This window comes from Paenibacillus sp. MCAF9, assembly GCF_052114265.1.
Classification (GTDB): Bacteria; Bacillota; Bacilli; order Paenibacillales; family Paenibacillaceae; genus Pristimantibacillus.
Window position 1 is genome coordinate 110,572 of sequence record NZ_JBFREL010000005.1, and the last position, 17,546, is coordinate 128,117.

The 17,546-nt window shown below is 44.6% G+C and carries 14 protein-coding genes; 8 read left to right on the forward strand and 6 right to left on the reverse strand.

What is annotated here, in order from left to right; genetic code table 11:
* Positions 1–51: 51 nt before the first annotated feature.
* The 6 genes from ptsP to AB4Z45_RS10880 all read right to left on the reverse strand — a co-directional run bounded on the left by ptsP (position 52) and on the right by AB4Z45_RS10880 (position 6,496).
* Entirely contained in the window at positions 52–1,782 is a 1,731-nt protein-coding gene (gene ptsP, locus AB4Z45_RS10855) for a phosphoenolpyruvate--protein phosphotransferase (protein ID WP_441909223.1), read from the reverse strand.
* Between the two features lie 3 nt (positions 1,783–1,785).
* Positions 1,786–2,061, reverse strand: coding sequence for an HPr family phosphocarrier protein (locus AB4Z45_RS10860; RefSeq protein WP_076270216.1), 276 nt, complete (start codon positions 2,059–2,061; stop codon positions 1,786–1,788).
* Between the two features lie 27 nt (positions 2,062–2,088).
* Positions 2,089–3,540 (reverse strand): N-acetylglucosamine-specific PTS transporter subunit IIBC, encoded by a 1,452-nt coding sequence (gene nagE, locus AB4Z45_RS10865; RefSeq protein ID WP_076270215.1) that lies wholly within the window; start codon positions 3,538–3,540, stop codon positions 2,089–2,091.
* 43 nt (positions 3,541–3,583) lie between these two features.
* A complete protein-coding gene (locus tag AB4Z45_RS10870) occupies positions 3,584–4,084 on the reverse strand; it encodes a PTS sugar transporter subunit IIA (protein ID WP_441909224.1) in 501 nt (166 codons plus the stop codon).
* A 12-nt stretch (positions 4,085–4,096) separates the two neighbouring features.
* Positions 4,097–4,657, reverse strand: a complete 561-nt coding sequence (locus AB4Z45_RS10875) for a PRD domain-containing protein (RefSeq protein WP_441909225.1) — start codon at positions 4,655–4,657, stop codon at positions 4,097–4,099.
* Between the two features lie 264 nt (positions 4,658–4,921).
* Entirely contained in the window at positions 4,922–6,496 is a 1,575-nt protein-coding gene (locus AB4Z45_RS10880; RefSeq protein WP_441909226.1) for a catalase, read from the reverse strand.
* Between the two features lie 214 nt (positions 6,497–6,710).
* On the opposite strand from AB4Z45_RS10880, the gene AB4Z45_RS10885 reads away from it, so the two are divergent.
* From AB4Z45_RS10885 to AB4Z45_RS10920, 8 genes are all read left to right on the forward strand, one after another.
* Positions 6,711–7,385: a tetratricopeptide repeat protein gene (locus AB4Z45_RS10885; protein WP_441909227.1), complete on the forward strand. Its 675-nt coding sequence runs from the start codon at positions 6,711–6,713 to the stop codon at positions 7,383–7,385.
* A gap of 125 nt (positions 7,386–7,510) precedes the next feature.
* Complete coding sequence (locus AB4Z45_RS10890) at positions 7,511–9,265, forward strand: sensor histidine kinase (protein ID WP_441909228.1); 1,755 nt, start codon at positions 7,511–7,513, stop codon at positions 9,263–9,265.
* A 169-nt stretch (positions 9,266–9,434) separates the two neighbouring features.
* A complete protein-coding gene (locus AB4Z45_RS10895; protein ID WP_441909229.1) occupies positions 9,435–11,045 on the forward strand; it encodes an SWIM zinc finger family protein in 1,611 nt (536 codons plus the stop codon).
* Entirely contained in the window at positions 11,042–13,942 is a 2,901-nt protein-coding gene (locus tag AB4Z45_RS10900) for a DEAD/DEAH box helicase (RefSeq protein ID WP_441909230.1), read from the forward strand. Before AB4Z45_RS10895 ends, AB4Z45_RS10900 begins: the two co-directional genes overlap by 4 nt.
* A gap of 9 nt (positions 13,943–13,951) precedes the next feature.
* Positions 13,952–14,143: a hypothetical protein gene (locus AB4Z45_RS10905; RefSeq protein WP_441909232.1), complete on the forward strand. Its 192-nt coding sequence runs from the start codon at positions 13,952–13,954 to the stop codon at positions 14,141–14,143.
* 193 nt (positions 14,144–14,336) lie between these two features.
* Positions 14,337–15,707, forward strand: coding sequence for an extracellular solute-binding protein (locus tag AB4Z45_RS10910; protein WP_339204019.1), 1,371 nt, complete (start codon positions 14,337–14,339; stop codon positions 15,705–15,707).
* Between the two features lie 94 nt (positions 15,708–15,801).
* Complete coding sequence (locus AB4Z45_RS10915) at positions 15,802–16,683, forward strand: carbohydrate ABC transporter permease (RefSeq protein ID WP_076270206.1); 882 nt, start codon at positions 15,802–15,804, stop codon at positions 16,681–16,683.
* Positions 16,683–17,528 carry a carbohydrate ABC transporter permease gene (locus AB4Z45_RS10920; RefSeq protein WP_076270205.1) on the forward strand — a complete coding sequence of 282 codons (846 nt, stop codon included), beginning with the start codon at positions 16,683–16,685 and terminating at the stop codon, positions 17,526–17,528. Before AB4Z45_RS10915 ends, AB4Z45_RS10920 begins: the two co-directional genes overlap by 1 nt.
* Positions 17,529–17,546: the final 18 nt, after the last annotated feature.

Genomic DNA, 17,546 nt, shown 5'->3' on the forward strand with positions numbered 1-17,546 from the left:
AATAGAGGCTGTACCGCATTCTGATGCAGTACAGCCTCTTTTGCAGAAATTTTATTTTAATCCAGAAACATGCTGCTCCACATAGGCTTTAACCTCTTCAGCTGAGCTTAGTGCCAGAACGGCCTGCGCTATCTGCTTCATTTCCTGCTGAGATAGATTTGCTAGCAAAGCGCGAGCAGGAAGTATTGCACTTGCGCTCATACTAAACTCATCTAAACCTAGACCGAGCAGGATCGGCAGTGCAAGCTTCGAGCCCGCCATTTCACCGCACATCCCCACCCATTTGCCATGAGCATGAGCGGCTGTAATAACACGATTAATGAGCTGTAAAATAGCTGGATGAAGCGGATCGTTTAGATAGGAAAGCTTAGGATTCATACGATCTGCAGCAAATGTGTACTGAACTAAATCGTTTGTTCCGATACTGAAGAAATCAACTTCCTTGGCGAATAAATCCGCTAGCAGAGCCGCTGCTGGAATTTCGATCATGATACCGGCTTCGATCCCAGAGTTAAAGGGAATGCCTGCTTCGGTCAGTTCCTGCTTTGTTTCTTCCAGCATAGCTTTAGCTTGGCGCCATTCACCCAGTGTAGCAATCATAGGGAACATAATTTTTAAGTTGCCGTATGCGCTGGCCCGCAAAATCGCCCGAAGTTGTGTCTTGAACATATCCGGTCGATCCAAGCAGATACGAATGGCACGGTAACCAAGGAATGGGTTGTCTTCCTTAGGCAGGTTGAGGTATGCAATTTCCTTGTCTCCGCCAATATCTATCGTTCGAATGACGATAGGCGCATCGTTTCCAAACGCTTCTGCTGCTTTGCGATAAGCTTCAAACTGTGTATCCTCGGAGGGCAGCCCAGCTGTGTCCATATATAGAAACTCTGTACGAAAGAGTCCGATGCCTTCAGCTCCTGCCGCAGCGGCAAGCTCTGCATCCTTAACTAAGCCGATATTTGCTACAAGCTCTACCTGTACGCCATCGCTGCTTACGGAAGGCTGATTCATAAAGGTTTGATAAAATTGCTTGCTTTCAAGCTGCTGATTCTGCAATTGTGAATATCGAGTTAACGTTTCATTATCCGGGTCCACGTAAATATGCCCATCTGTCCCGTCAATGATGACGGTTTGGCCGTTTTTCACTGCCTGCTCCATGGAGCTGCCGATTCCGACAATGGCAGGGATGCCGATTGACCTTGCAATAATGGCAGAGTGGGAAGTGCGCCCGCCTGCTTGCGTTGCGAAGCCAATCACTTTGCTTGGATCGAGCTGAGCTGTGTCCGAAGGTGTTAAATCTTCAGCAAACAGAATGATAGAACCTGACTCATCATTCAAGGATGTTGATGAAATGCCTTGCAGCTTGTTCAATACGCGCCGACTTACATCACGAATATCGGCTGCTCTTTCCTTCAAGTAGGGATCATCCAGCGCGCCAATCATTTCAGCAATCTCTTCAGAGGTGCTCAAAAAGGCAAATTCTACATTGATCCGTTCGGATCTGACGATATCTTTCGAACGGTCGATGAGCTCTTCGTCCTCGAGCAGCATCAGATGCGCTTCAAATATTTCTGCCTCATGCTCTTTGTTCTGAGCAATCAGCTTGGCATGGATGGCTTCAAGCTCTACATGTGTTGAAGCAATTGCAGCTTCAAAACGGTTAATTTCATCGTCCAACTGGTTGTCTTCTAAGTGAACCTTCACGATCTGGAGAGGTTTTGTAGACAATACTTTAGCTACGCCGATCGCATATCCAGGAGATGCGGCAATTCCTTGAAGCATCATCTTTTATTGCCCCTTTTCTGCATGCGCCTCAATAGAGACAAGAATCTCTCCAATAGCAGCTACAACAGCCTCAGCGTGCTCACCCTCAGCGGAAACGGCAATGCTGTCTCCAAGTTTTGCCCCAACGGAGATGACATGAACTAGACTTTTGGCATTGAAGCTTTTGCCATCCTTCTCTAGTGTAACTGTTCCTGTGAATGCCTTTGCTGCTTCAACAATCTTGCGTGCTGGTCTTGCATGTATGCCAAATGGATTTTGTATAACAAAGCTGTTTTTCATCGTTTTTCACTCCTATTATGGTTGTTGTTACATTATTTTTTTGATTTCGTCTTTCAACTGCTCGGACTGCGTGCCGAATATAACTTGCACTGCGCCTTTGCCTAAACGGATAATGCCTGCTGCGCCCATGCCCTTTAGCTGTGTATCATTGACAATCGATTCATCCTTCACAACTAAGCGAAGACGTGTAATACAAGCATCTAGACCGACGATATTTGAAGATCCGCCGAGCGCATGCAGCACATTTTCTGCTTTACTGCCAGATGCGGCTGCAGTCTTTTCTTTGTTATCGGCTTTGTCCTCGGCCGTCTCATCTTCGCGACCTGGCGTCTTAATATTGAATTTGACGATGATAAAGCGAAATAAGAAATAATACACGACGGCAAAGGCAAGGCCTACTGGAATAATGAGCAGCGGATTCGTCGCGAGCTGATAATTGATCGCATAATCGATAAAACCAGCTGAGAAGCCAAACCCATGCCTAACCTCCAGCTGATAGAGGATGAAGCCGGATAACCCCGTTAAGATGGCATGAATGACAAATAGAAACGGCGCTGCGAACATAAAAGCAAATTCAAGCGGTTCTGTGATCCCTGTCAGGAATGAAGCGAATGCCGTACCAATAAATATGGAAGCAACGAGTTTGCGCTTCTCCTTGCGAGCTGTGTGGATAATCGCAAGCGCGCCTGCTGGCAGTGCAAACATCATAATCGGGAAGAAGCCAGTCATAAACATGCCCGCTGTTTTGTCTCCAGCGAAAAAGCGATATAAGTCACCGTGCACTACTTTGCCTGTTGCATCTGTATAGTCACCGATTTGGAACCAAGCGATGGAATTAATAACATGATGCAAGCCGGTAGGAATAAGCAGTCGGTTGGCTGTAAGAAAAACAAAGGAGCCGATTCCGCCAAAACCAACGACCCAGCGGCCAAAAGTATCCAGCGCCATTTGAACAGGACCCCAGACAAGACCGAGCAAGAGAGCAACGATAACCATAACGAGCGAGGTTATGATAGGGACAAATCGTTTGCCGCTGAAGAAGCCAAGCCAATCGGGCAGCTTGATCGTATGAAATCTTTTATATAAGTACGCTGAGATCAAACCAGCAATAATACCGCCAAGGACGCCCATGTTGAGTTCAACATCTTTTCCAACAATGTTGGTAAAGACGAGCGGCACTTTAATTTGAACGGTTACAAGAACTTGGTACGCAATAACGGCAGCCAGTGCGGCAACTGCATCACCAGCAAGTCCGATGGCAACACCGACGGCAAATATGAGCGGTAAGTTATCGAAAATTGCGGCGCCGCCAGCAGCAAGAAACGGTGCGATGTATTGATTAATAAACTCTCCTGCGCTGCCCATGTGAAAGTCTTTCACATAGTCAATATTACCAAAACGAAGCAAGATGGAAGCCGCTGGAAGAGCGGCGACTGGAAGCATTAATGCTTTACCTATTTTTTGTAGGAAGGCCAGCATAGTTATTCGTCCTCTTTTCTAATCCAAGTGTAGGGGTGCTTCTTTAGCCGTTCATAGTTGCCTTGAGCAGAAGCTCTTTGCCAGCTGTGACAGAACCGCTGGTGAGCAAATGTTCCAACTGCTTCACATCATCCTCGTTTGCGACAACGATAGGTGTGATGGATGGATAACCTGCAGCTTCGATTTTGGCGCGATCAAATGTTATAAGTGCATCACCGGCTTGAAAGGTGTCACCTGAAGCTACATGAGCCTCAAAACCATCGCCATTTAGTGCTACAGTATTGATGCCGATGTGAATGAGAAGCTGCAGGCCTGATGCATGCTCAATAATAATGGCATGATTGGTATGAATAAGATGAGATACAGTACCTTCGAAAGGTGCGACGATTGTCCCTTCAGACGGCTCAATCGCAAGTCCGTCACCCATATGTTTGCCTGCGAAAGCTTCATCAGGAACAGCGGTTAACGGTACGACCTTTCCTGACAAGGGTGCTGATACTTCAATTGTTTTTTGTTTTGATTTTCCAAAAAGTTTAGATAGCATAATAATATCCTCCTAGTGTTGGTCTACTTGTTTAATAAGTTGCCCTACCGGTACATTGTGAATTCCAGAATAAACATGAAACGATAAAAACCCTATTTCTTCTTCCGGGATGCCGACGTGGAATTGCTCACTAATCCACTCAGCCAATTTGGCGGCAATTTCGAACTCTAAAGGAAAGCTCTGCTTCGTCTCGTTTAGAAAGGGATTTACAATATCCATGCCATTGTGAAGCCGATAAACAGCAAATTGGATGTGGCTCGGCAGTGTGAAATATAGTTTCGGGTTTACTTCGACACCCGTTTTCTGCTTGATGTAATCGGCTATTCGCTCTGTCATATCAATGATGGTTGGATCGATTTCTTCAAGATACGTGTGATATTTCTTCATTTGTTCGGAATCGTCCAAACGAAATCGTTTTTCTATGCGGTTATCGGTTCGATCAATGGTTTGTCCGGCTTTAAGACTGAACCCTAATCCTTTGCCAAAAATGACGTATTCTTTCTCCGTTTGCACATCAATTGTTAATAACACATTGTTGCCGATTGCGCGTTCAACCCGAAAGGCGCGAGCCATACTTGAAATCCCTCCTTTGTCATTAAGGTGCCCATCTGGCAAAAAAAAGAGCCAAGAAAAGAAAACCGTTCTAAAAAGAAATTAGAAGGTAATCTGTTCTTGGCTCATGCCTCTTTTAGTGAGTAACACGCCAATTTCATGTGATTGATCGTTTTAATCGATAAAATGATGTTTAACACCATTCATTTGAATATTAACATCATATGAATGTAAAACGCTTTCGTCAAGAGGGTATTCACTTGAAAAATATCACTTTCATCATTTTCAATAACCGTCAGTGGAGTGACCGAGCTCCTCAGAAAGCTCCATTCCTTCGTTTGCAGGCGTTGTTCCAACGTGTTTTGTGCTGTTGCCGAGCTTATCGTTTGTCTTCAGCCCTTCCTTCACACGTTTGCCATATTCGGGATCCGCTTCTGTAAAATGCTGAATCATTTGATCACGAATAACGGTGCTGCATGTGCTGAGTGCATCTACCAAATTTTCGATGAGCTCATCCTTCTCCCAGTCCTCGAATTTGCGATAGGTCTCCCCAGCTTGTTTGAAATTGTTTTGACGATCGATAGGCTGTTTTACAAGTTTTGCGGAATAGGAGGGCTCATGAGGCTCACCCGACTTTGGAGCTTCCGTTAATCCGCCCATTGTAGACGGCTCATAATTGACATGCGGATTTTGGCCGGGTGCAATGTCAATATAGAAAGCCATTTGTCCGTCACGCTGATTGGTAGCGACACGTTTCTTCGGTGCGTTGATCGGCAATTGAAGGTAGTTGGAGCCGACGCGGTGGCGCTGAGTATCGGAATAGGAAAACGTCCGGCCCTGCAGCATCTTATCGTCAGAGAAATCTAGACCATCAACGAGTACGCCTGTGCCAAAAGCCGCTTGCTCGACTTCAGCAAAGTAGTTTTCCGGATTTTTGTTTAAGACCATCTTCCCAACGGGCAGCATCGGGAATAATTCAGGGTCCCAAAGCTTTGTGTCGTCCAGCGGGTCAAAATCAAGCTCTTCATGCTCGTCGTCGCTCATCCACTGCACTTGTAATTCCCAAGCGGGATATTCACCACGTTCGATGGCTTCATATAAATCTTGGGTTCCGTGATTGAAATTTTTCCCTTGAATTTGCTCTGCTTCACTTTGTTTTAGGTTGCGAATGCCTTGAAGCGGCTCCCAATGGTATTTGACGAGTACGCCTTCGCCTGCGGCATTAATCCATTTGTATGTATTGACGCCGGAGCCCTGCATTTGCCTATAGTTCGCGGGTATTCCCCAAGGCGAGAACAAAAAGGTAATCATATGGGTAGCTTCCGGCGATTGAGATACAAAATCAAAAAAACGTTCCATACTTTGTACATTGGTGACTGGGTCGGGCTTGAATGCATGAACCATGTCAGGAAATTTCATCGCATCCCGTATGAAAAATATTTTCAGATTGTTGCCGACAAGATCCCAGTTGCCATCTTCAGTATAAAACTTGGTAGCAAACCCGCGTGGATCGCGCAGCGTTTCTGGTGAATGGCCTCCGTGAATAACGCTGGAAAAACGAACGAATACGGGCGTACGCTTGCCCGGCTCTTGAAATAGCTTGGCTCTCGTATATTTTGCAATGGGCTCTTCGCCAAGCTTGCCGTAAGCCTCGAAATAACCGTGCGCACCTGCGCCGCGGCCGTGCACAACACGTTCTGGAATACGTTCTCTGTCAAAATGAGATATTTTCTCGATGAAATGATAGTTCTCCAGTGTAGACGGACCACGATTGCCAACGGTACGAATATTTTGATTGTCTGAGATCGGGTGACCTTGCCGATCAGTTAATGTCGAATCTGGTGTCTCATTCGTCGCCATGATGTTTTCATCCTCCAATTTAATGCAATTGATATTTCTAGCGTTTAGTTTAAGTCATACAAGTTTTTATTATTCATACATTAGATATAGTAATGAAATGCTATTTTTGCTCAAAAAATGTGAAGATTATGGTATGATAGAACCATATTTGTACAATAAATGATGGATTAGCTTACGAATTGAATGTTAATTACAAAGCGTGCAGGAGGACCATATGTTAAAATTTAGTCTTTTAATATTTTTATTTTGGTTGTTTGGCAATCCGTTTATAGCCATTCTTGTCATGCTTCTCCTGCTGTATGTGCTTGATCGTCGGTTTGTCGGGTTAATGCCAAGCATATTTAAACCACTAAAAAGAATATCCAGAATTAAAAAACTGAAACAGCAAATTGATCGTTCGCCAAATGATGTGTCCTCCAAGCATGAGTTGGCTCGTCTTTTAATGGAGAGAAAGAAGTATAAAGAAGCTTTAACCTGGCTTGTTCCGCTGCAGCCTATGCTTGATGAATCAGCTGAATTTTGGGATGACTTAGGGACTAGTTATTTATATTCCGGTGATGAGGAAAAGGGGGCAGCAAGCATACTTCGGGGACTGGAGCTTAATCCACGCGTCAAATACGGTGCACCATACTTGAATCTAGCGGCTCATTTCTCGAATGGCCAAACGGAGCAAGCGCTTAAGCATATCCAATCCTTTCAATCGATAAACTCCTCATCCTGCGAGGCATATGATCAACTTACTACGATTTATAAGAAATTAGGGAATACGGCTGAAGCCAAAAACGCCATTGAAGAAGGACTTCGAATTTATCGTATGCTTCCGCGTTATAAGAAGCGGCAGGAGCGCAAGTGGGCCGTTCGATTGTTTTTCAAAAAATGGACGGTTTAACCTAGAACGAAATACTAGCGCTTTGGTTGATATTCATGTATTTGTAATCATTTGTTAGTGATTGTCATATTGTCGTTTAGTTTAGGATGATCCATAATGGAAGCTATAATAAATAGAAGGGCAAGATGCTTGAGATGCAACGCAACATTTGGCTTGTGGCGATTAGTATTATCGTCGTTTTAGTTTTATTAAATAATACGGCTTATTATTTTCTCACAAAAAAAACGCTGGAAGATTCCTTTAATGAAGAGCTTCTGACACATGCCAAGCGGCTGGAGATTTCGCTCGAGCAATCCCGCGAAGGCTCGGAACAGTTTCAAAACCAAATTGGACGTGAACTTCGCGCCGCCTCGATTGCAATTCAATATGCGCTTGATCCCGATATTGAGAAAGTAACGACGGAGCAGCTCATGGAGCTGCGCGATAAGCTGGACCTAAGCCACATTACCCTTCTCAAAAAATTGCCTGATGACATTGTTTTATACAAATCATCCAACGCTAAGCAGACCAATATTAGTACAAAAGAATGGAAGCCATGGTACGAGGTGTTCAACCAGCTATTCGAAAACAAAAATGCATCGGTTAACTGGCTTGGACAATCCCTTCCGAACTTCTGGAGCGGACCTTATGAGGTTTCGGCAACAAATGTTGATAAGCTTAACAAATGGGGTTACTACTACGACGGAGCTACAAACTATATTATTGATCCTTATGTAGATTATGAGCGACAACAAAAGTATGAGAATGCGACAGGTGTTCACCGCATGATTGAAAATTCAATTCAAAGCAGCGATTCATTGCTTGAAATTGCTTTTATTAATCCGGAGACATTTCCTGATGGGAAAAATACGATTAATCCGCAAGGCGAGGTTCAAGGCCATAAAGTGCAGGAACCGATCTTTTACGGCACGTATAATATTAAATCAAAGCAGGATACGAATTTAGTCCGCAAAGCTTACTTCTCCAAGAAGACGGTTACCATAAGAGAGAATATCGGCGGCAAAGAGATATTCAAAATGTATATTCCGGTATTTGTTAATGAGCATGGTATTAATATTACCGATCGTGACGGTCAGCCTATGAATAGCTATGTGCTAATGATGACCTCTGATTATCACGTCATTCAGGATAAGCTGGACTCTCAGTTTCTGAATTTAGGCATTATCATTTTAAGTGTTACCTTTTTCAGTTTGTTGATAGCTGTATTTGCAATGAGATATTACAGGCATTCTCGCGACAAGGTTGTTCGCGTCACGCAGGAGACCTATGTCGAAGAGATTAATCAAATGTTCCAGTCTATTCGAGCGCAGAGGCATGATTTCTTGAATCATGTCCAGACCATTCACTCTCTCGCAGAGCTTAACAAATCGCATGAGCTCGTTGCTTATACGAAGGAGCTGACCGGTGATATTCGATTAATGAACGATATTATCAATATTGGCAATCCGGCCATAGCAGCTTTGGTTCGTTCCAAAATTTCACAAGCAGAAAGCAACAAAATTCAATTCAGCTGCTCCTTTACCGGACTGAATATGCAGGAAATGGGCGTTAGAACGCTTGATGTCAATCGTATGCTTGGCAATTTGATCGATAATGCTTTTGATGAGGTATTGAAATACTCGGAGGATCGACGCCATGTTACGCTTATCGGCAAACAAACGGCGGATATGCTGGAATTTACGGTAACAAATAATTGTGACGATGCGGAGCTTGCCATTTCGAATCCTATATTTGAAGCGGGTTATTCCACTAAGCAGCAGGATCATCAAGGCTTAGGTTTATCGATTGTAAAAACGATTGCAAAGCAATATAAAGGTGATGTTTATGTGGCTGCAGAGCCGGCTGGGAAATTAACATTTACTGTGAAGATGCCATTATAATATTGTTTTATGCCTTGCCGAGCGAAGATCTTCGTCGGTAAGGCTTTTTTTATCCTGCTGCTTATTTCATTTGCAATTGTAATCCAGCTTTTAACGTCAAATGATGGCACCAGCCTTTCTGGCTTGGTATAATAGAAAGAATGCAAGTGAACGGAAAGGAAGCGGGTGAATGTCTATGATGCACCTCAATGAAAAGCTGCACGCGCTAATTGAGCAACAACTGAACGTCCATGTTGAGACAACGATTATGAAGCGGGGCTGGCATTATTACATGGAAGGTAAAGTGAACAGCGCGAATGAGGGAAGCCATGATCATCTTTATGGGGTCGTGCAAGGATCGGATCTTTATGCGGTCATCCTTGATGCTGGTCAGTTGCGTTATAGCTCATGTACTTGTCCTTATACAGGATTTTGCAAGCATATGGCTGCTGTTTATTTTCAATATTGCAGTCAGCAGGAGGGGGGACATACACTGGCGGAGCGATCCTATTTTCGCTTGCTGGGGTTGTCTTCCGCGAGTGCGCTGCTCAAAAATACACAGGCTGCAGCACCGCCGCCCGAAGCTGCCCCTGTTTTGCCTCGTGAACCCGGTGAACAAGCGTCAGCTGAGGAGTGGCTGGAATGGATGGAAGCGACACATGGCGACGTATGGCGGAAATGCCGGCACTCTCTCCATGCCCTTCAACCATTATTGTCCTCATTAAAGGGGCTGGCTAAGGATTGGGAAAAAAGGATGCAGCGTTTGCATTGGTCAACAGCCATCATCTTTGTGCTGGAGCAAGCAGAGCGAGCGATCAATACGGTGGACTCGTTCAGCAGATATTATCATGAAATGTCGTTCATCCGGATGGCAGAGCCTTGGGTGGAGCATTTATATACATTGGTATCCGAGCTAACTCCCGAAGCAATGGAGCTGCGGGAAGAAGCTTGGGCGGATGCATTAATCGCTCGAGTGAAAGTATGGGCATCGAGTACCGAAAAGCAGCTTTTTGACTGGGAGTATATCTATTTAGTTTTATGCGAGAAGCTTTCAGAGAGCCGCAGCTGGTTTGAGCGGGAGTTAGCTTCTATGGTTGAGCTGTCGATGAATGAAAATGTCGAAGACGTCAATAAGGCATTTTTGCATACTGCGATTGGCATCATGTATTTTTTTGACAAGCAGGATGAGAAGGCAATTGCTCATTTTGCATTAACAAGCTTTGAGCGCTCTCAGAAAGTGATGTATCCTTGCGCCGCACAGCGGATGGAAGAAGGGAAATGGGAGCTTGTAGAGCAGTGGATGAGCTTCTTGTTCGAGCGAATCAATAAATCGAAAAATGGCCGTTCGGTGGGACCGTTCGTTACATTATGCCGAAGAGCAGATCTTGACCGGCCTGAAATGCCGATATGGACCGATTATATGAAACAATTGCTGCCCCATTCTTATTCAGAATTATCTGACCATTGGCTGGGTCAGAAGCGTTATGATGAATGGGCTGATTTACAAATGCTGATTGGATCAAGCCCTGAGGATGTCGGCGCTCATGCGCTTCGAGAAATTGCTAAGCTTGCGCCTCGCGCGCTAATGCCCATGTATCATCAATCGGTTGAATCGTCCATCCAATCACGGAACCGTCAAGGCTACCGAATTGCGGTAAAGCAGCTTAAGAAGCTGGAGCGGTTATATAAAGCAGATAAAGATGAAGTGAGATGGAATCAATATATTTCTGGACTTGTAAGTAAGCATCAGCGATTGCGAGCATTTCAGGAAGAGCTGTGGAAAGGGAAAATAGTTACATGAGAACTTACATTGGCGCGCGCAAGTTGACGATAGACGGATTTTGGAGCGAAGAAGAGGGTACGTCCATTTGGTTAAGCGCTGTCGATCGCAAGGATTCCGCGGATGGCAAGCTGCGATCCCTATTGTTCGCATGGCACAAGGCATCTTGGTATGGAGCGGATGTAGAGGAAGTCAGTGTTGGTGAGCGTAAGATGCTGAAGGTTCCGCCGCTCCTTGCCATTGATTATTTATCCTCGCCTCAGCATGTTCGCCTGCTTCAAGTAGAGTGGACGGAGCGTTTGACGGTCTTGATGCAAATGGCAGAGTTAATAAGAATTGCGCTTCTTAACGGTTGGTATATGCCTGATTGGGAGCGTTGGACGGAAGAGAAGCGAAGCTGGAGAATGGCTATTCCTGAGCAGGATACCGAGCGCAACCAGCAATGGAATGCTATTGTAGCAGCTGCTAATCAGAACGGCGATAAAGGAATTGAACAGTGGATTAGCGGAGCAATTGAACAAATGATTGAAGAAAACGAACAGGCGGCACAGGCTTGGAGGGAAATAGGAAATGCTTCTGGAGAAGCGGTGCTGAGGAGAAAAGCGGTTGATGAGGAAGATTGGCTCATTGCCATTGGGCTTAGGAAGGATGTCCTTCCATTCCGAATTGCGCTTCAGCTAGTGGAGCCGCAGGAGTCATCCATTTGGAGGCTTCGACCCGCTCTGCAAAATCGTGATGGCGGACCGTGGCTGCCTATTCGCCAGAATATCAGTGAGGACGGCTGGGAAGCGGATACGGATGATGGACAAATCATTCCGCAAGAATGGCTTCCGCTTCTAGATGGCAAACTGGCTAAGGAGCAGCAGAAATGGATGAATGCTCTTCCTGATCTAACAGAAGCGGAAAACGACGACAAGCTAAGATACACCTTATCGGATAATGAAGCATGGAAGTTTCTTGAGCATGCAAGCGTTCAACTGCTGGAGGCAGGTTGTCCGGTCTTATTGCCTAGCTGGTGGGAAGCGGTTCGCAATCGCAAGCTTCGTTTGAAGGCGAAGATGAAATCTTCAGTAGGCTCAGCGGCCCAGCCCATGTTTGGACTTGATCAAATCGTACAATTTGATTGGAAGCTGGCTCTTGGTGATGTGAATTTGACCGAAGCCGAATTTCTGCAGTTGGCAGAGCAAAACCGTCGTCTCTTCAATGTCGGCGGCGAATGGGTTCATTTGGACCCACAGGATGTGACGCAAATTAAACAGTGGCTGAAGCGGATGGGTAAACGCAAAGGACTATCTTTCCGTGATGTGCTGGAAATGCATTTAAGAGGCGGCATCCCGCTCGATGACAGCGGTGAGCTTGATTCGTCTATGGACACGGAAGTTGAGCTGAATGACCATTTAACGGCATGGCTCACGCAGCTGCAGCAAATTAAGGAAATACCGCAGGCGGAAATTCCAGCTACGTTTTTGGGAGAGCTTCGACCATACCAGTATGAAGGCGTATCGTGGCTGCTTTTTCTTAGGAAATTCGGGCTTGGCGGTGTGCTTGCAGATGATATGGGACTCGGAAAAACGATTCAATTTATGGCTTACCTTGTCTATATTAAGGAGAAGAAGCTTCAAATGGGAGGGCCTTCGCTGCTTATTTGCCCAACTTCAGTAATAGGCAACTGGGAGAAGGAGCTCGAGCGTTTTGCTCCCTCGCTTAATGTCATGCTGCATTACGGCAACAAACGGGAGAAAGGCGAATCATTCCGCGATTCCGTTTCAGGGGCAGATTTGGTCATAACTTCTTACTCCTTGGCACAGCTGGATGAAGATGATTTGTGTTTAGTGGATTGGGATGCTCTTTGCCTCGATGAAGCGCAAAATATTAAAAACGTATATACAAAACAATCTACAGCAATAAGGAGACTGCCTTCGAATCATCGCCTGGCTCTGACAGGAACGCCGATGGAAAATCGATTAACAGAGCTCTGGTCGATCTATGATTTTATAAATCCGGGTTATCTTGGCAATATGACCGAGTTCCGCAAGGAGATCGTCACACCGATAGAGAAAACACGAGATGAGAAGCTTATTGCTGGCCTTCAAAGCTGGGTAAAACCATTCATGCTGCGAAGAATTAAGAAGGACCCTTCAATTCAGCTGTCTTTGCCGGATAAAAATGAAACGAAGCTGTATATGACGTTGACAGCTGAACAAGGCGCGATGTATGAAAATTTAGTCGCAGATCTCCTTGAAAATTTGGATAAACTAGGTCCAATGCAGCGCAGAGGTCTCATTCTTGCAGCTTTAACCAAGCTGAAACAATTATGTGATCATCCTTCCCTGCTTAATCATGAGGATACCGCGGCTTTATGGGAAATAGAACGTTCGAATAAAGTAGCAAGGCTGCTTGAAATGTGCGAGGAAATAGCTGCCGAAGGTGAACGCTGCCTTATCTTTACCCAATATATCGATATGGGGCACCAACTGAAGCAACTGCTTGAGGAGCGAATAGGTTTGCCGGTTCCTTATTTGCATGGCGGCGTGCCTAAGGTCAAGCGGGATCAAATGATTGAGCAGTTTCAAAATGCGGAGGAGCCGTGCTGCGCATTTGTCCTTTCACTAAAAGCGGGGGGAACGGGTCTTAATCTGACCGCTGCAAACCATGTTTTCCATTTCGACCGGTGGTGGAATCCTGCCGTTGAGAACCAAGCGACCGACCGGGCATTCCGAATCGGCCAGACGAAGAAGGTTCAGGTGCATAAGTTTATTACACTCGGAACGCTTGAAGAGAAAATTGACGAGATGATTGAGCGAAAGCAGTCGCTTAACGATCAAGTGGTCGGTCAATCGGAGCAGTGGATTACGGAAATGTCTACTGAGGATCTTAGGGAGCTTTTTGCACTGCGCAAAGGCTGGCTAAAGGGATGAGGGATAAAATTGTCGGATGGCAGTTTACGTGCAAAGCAAGAAAAATTGCAGCTTGAAGGTCAAAAAACGAATAGTGAAGATAAAACATCACATAATGAAAACAATATTATAGTGGAAAATAACCATATACAAGGTTCTATTCCAGAATGGCAGCGATTTTATGAGGTTGTTAGAGGGATAACAAAGGATATGCGTTACTAAAACGTGAAATTAATTTACATAGCCCGTCGGGAAAAGTAACCCGACGGGCTATAAGATTTTATCCCTCTTTTGAAAAATGAGAGAATTGTCTCCCTAACTCGTCGTTTTTTTGACCTCCTTTGAATTGGTTCTGCAGGACTATAATAAATGTGCGAGGCAAACAAGCAACACCATAAACGAGGAGGTCTTCCCAATGAAAAAGAGATCTACACTAATTGCCACTACGCTGCTTTCCCTTATGATTGTCGCATCGGCGTGCGGCGGTAACAATGCTGGTAAAGGAAATGAAGGCGCTGCAACAAATGCACCAACGAATGCAGCAACTGATGCACCAGCAACCGATGCACCAGCAAAGGACGTAACATTGTCCCTTCGCCACACTCAAATTAAAGAAACAAGCAAAACTCGTTTGAAAATTCTTGAAGATGTTGTTGCAAAAACACAAGACGAAAATAAAGGTCTTACTTTCAAGCTTGAAGGTATCGACGAGATCGTTAACCGCGATCAAAAGCTGAAAGCTGAAATGGCTGCTGGCAACCCTCCTGATATTTTTGAAGTATTCGGTGGAGCAGACCTTAACCTTTACGTAAAAGCTAACCGCATGCTTGACTTGACACCAATCATTGCAGAACTTGGCCTTACAGACAAATTTGCAAGCTTGGACGAGTTCACTGTAGATGGCAAAGTATATGGCCTTCCTTTCGGCGGCTATAGCGAAGCGATTTTCTACAACAAGAAAATTTTCTCTGAGCTAGGCTTGGAAATTCCTACAACTTGGACGCAATTGGTTGAAATCTCCGAAAAAATCAAAACAGCTGGCTACACACCACTTGGTTTGGCTGCTAAAGACGGCTGGGTAAACGGTATGCTTTGGAACACAGTTATGGAGCGTAACGTTGGCATCCAAGCATTCAGCGATGTTGTTGCTGGTACTGCAAAATGGACTGATCCTAACTTCGTTAAAGGTCTAGCTTCTTATGCTGAGCTTGTTAACAAAGATTTCTTCACTAAAGGTGCTCTAGGTCTTGCATACGCAGATCAAGGTGCGCAATTGCTTTCCGGTAAAGCAGCAATGGTATTCACAGGAACTTGGGATGCTAACCGCTTCTCAGGCGACGAAGCAGGCGACCTTAAAGGTCAAATCGGTTACTTCGCATTCCCTTCAATCGAAGGCGGCGCTGGCGACCAAACATCAATCAACGCATCATACTCAAACGGCTTTGGTTTCTCTGCTACGCTAACTGAAGATCAAATTGCAGCAGTTAAGAAATTTATCGCTAACTTCTATTCCGAAGAGGTTCAAAAACGTACTTTGGTAGAAGACAAATTGCTTCCTTCTTTGAAACTAAGCGATCTATCTGGTGTTGACCCGCTTACAACTGAAATCTTGACGGTTATGGCTAACGCTTCCAGCTCATGGAAAGCTTATGATGCAATCGTTCAACCAGCAGTAGGCGCTGACATTAACGTTGGTATTCAAGAGCTTATCGGTAAAGTAAGCACACCAGAAAAAGTAGCTGCAAAAATTCAAGCATCGCAAGATAAAGCGAACGCAGCTAAGTAATCGCAACACATTACATTCGATCCTGCTATGCAAGAGGGTGTGCTTCCTTCCTGGAGGGCACCCTCTTTTAACGCTAGGACAAAAGGAGGACATTATGAACAGAGCGCTCAAAAATCCGATTACTTACGTGGCGTTCATTATTCCGACGCTTGCTTTATATGCTTTGTTTTTTGTTTATCCCGTTATCGTATCTTTTTTTTACGGTTTCTTTCGTTGGGATGGCATTACTGAGAAGGTGTTTATCGGATTTGATAACTTTACGAGATTGTGGCAGGATGAAATTTTTAGAAAAGCACTTTTAAACAACTTTTATTTCATGGCGTTTTCCCTAATCGTGAACATTCCGCTCGTCTTCTTGATTTCGATCATTATTAGTAAAGTTAGACGGATGCGTGACTTTTACAAATCGGCCGTATTTGTGCCGGTTGTTATATCGACGGCTACTGTAGCCATATTGTTCGGCGTTTTGTACAACTATGATTCAGGAATGATCAATCAATTAATTCGTCTTGTTGCACCAGAAAGCTGGGCGCGCGAATGGTTGTCGGATCCTAAGCTTGCAATGCTCTCGATTCTTATCGCGAATGCATGGCAAAATATCGGCTTCTTCATAGTACTTTGTTTGGCAGCAATTCTAAACATTCCGAAAGAAATTATCGAAGCTTCTAAGCTGGATGGCGTAACCGGCTGGCAAGAAACATGGATGATCACATTGCCGCTTGTAAGACCAATCCTATTTGTAATGCTGCTTCTTTCTGTTTCGGGAACGATGAAGGTGCTTGATATCGTACAAATCATGACGAACGGCGGTCCTTTCCAATCCACAGAAGTTATGGCGACTTATATGCTTAAAGTTGGCTTCCGCTCTCTTGAACTTGGATATGGCAGCGCGATCGGTGTTGCGATGTTCATTATTATTTTGATTCTTACGGGTATTTTACAGCGCATCACAAAAAGCGAGGAGGTGCAGTACTAATGGAACGTTCCCGAGGCACACAATGGTGGATGCATACATTTTTAATGGGGTATGTTGCAGTAGTGCTCTTCCCTCTGTTATGGTTATTCATGTCATCATTCAAAACAAACCGTGAAATAACTGTAAATACATGGTCTTTGCCAACTAGCTTTAACTTCGATAACTATATCGCTGCTTGGGAAACGGCTAATATTGGTAAATATGCGCTGAATAGTACAATTGTAACCGTTGCAGCTTGTGTATTGACGCTCCTTTTTGCAGCGATGACCTCATTTGCGATTGCGCGGATGAAATACACGAAGATGAATAAAGCTGTTTATAATTTCATTTTGCTTGGCCTAATCGTCCCAGCGGGTGCATTGTTTATCCCGTTGTACCGTTTAATTCAAAAGATCCATTTGTTTGGACAGCCATTATATGATACGCATTGGTCATTAATTTTGGTATACACCACATATGCTTTGCCGATAACCGTGTTTATTATTTATGCATTTATGCTTTCGATTCCAAATGAACTTGAGGAAGCTGGCATTATGGACGGGCTAGGCGCAAGCGGTCTGTTCTTCAGAATTATTATTCCGATTTCGATGCCGGCACTAGTTACTGTTTTTATTTTAAATTTCATTGGCAATTGGAACGAATATATTTTGTCCCAACTATTTATAACATCTGAATCACTCAAAACACTTCCAACGGGTATGGCAACCTTTAATGATGGCTATCGCACAAACTTTGCATCGCTGTCTGCTGCGGTAATCATAAGCATTATTCCGGTCCTGGTTGTGTATGTGTTTTTGCAGCGTCAAATCATTGAAGGTATGACTGCAGGCAGTGTGAAGGGATAAGAAAGAAGGAGCCTCCTA

Excerpts from the sequence above, each read along its gene's own strand:
- AB4Z45_RS10920 (WP_076270205.1), top strand. The coding sequence starts at position 16,683 with ATGGAACGTTCCCGAGGCACACAATGGTGGATGCATACATTTTTAATG.
- AB4Z45_RS10910 (WP_339204019.1), top strand. The coding sequence starts at position 14,337 with ATGAAAAAGAGATCTACACTAATTGCCACTACGCTGCTTTCCCTTATG.
- AB4Z45_RS10900 (WP_441909230.1), top strand. The coding sequence starts at position 11,042 with ATGAGAACTTACATTGGCGCGCGCAAGTTGACGATAGACGGATTTTGG.
- ptsP (WP_441909223.1), bottom strand. The coding sequence starts at position 1,782 with ATGATGCTTCAAGGAATTGCCGCATCTCCTGGATATGCGATCGGCGTA.
- AB4Z45_RS10915 (WP_076270206.1), top strand. The coding sequence starts at position 15,802 with ATGAACAGAGCGCTCAAAAATCCGATTACTTACGTGGCGTTCATTATT.
- AB4Z45_RS10875 (WP_441909225.1), bottom strand. The coding sequence starts at position 4,657 with ATGGCTCGCGCCTTTCGGGTTGAACGCGCAATCGGCAACAATGTGTTA.
- nagE (WP_076270215.1), bottom strand. The coding sequence starts at position 3,540 with ATGCTGGCCTTCCTACAAAAAATAGGTAAAGCATTAATGCTTCCAGTC.
- AB4Z45_RS10860 (WP_076270216.1), bottom strand. The coding sequence starts at position 2,061 with ATGAAAAACAGCTTTGTTATACAAAATCCATTTGGCATACATGCAAGA.
- AB4Z45_RS10870 (WP_441909224.1), bottom strand. The coding sequence starts at position 4,084 with ATGCTATCTAAACTTTTTGGAAAATCAAAACAAAAAACAATTGAAGTA.
- AB4Z45_RS10880 (WP_441909226.1), bottom strand. The coding sequence starts at position 6,496 with ATGGCGACGAATGAGACACCAGATTCGACATTAACTGATCGGCAAGGT.
- AB4Z45_RS10885 (WP_441909227.1), top strand. The coding sequence starts at position 6,711 with ATGTTAAAATTTAGTCTTTTAATATTTTTATTTTGGTTGTTTGGCAAT.
- AB4Z45_RS10890 (WP_441909228.1), top strand. The coding sequence starts at position 7,511 with ATGCTTGAGATGCAACGCAACATTTGGCTTGTGGCGATTAGTATTATC.
- AB4Z45_RS10895 (WP_441909229.1), top strand. The coding sequence starts at position 9,435 with ATGTCTATGATGCACCTCAATGAAAAGCTGCACGCGCTAATTGAGCAA.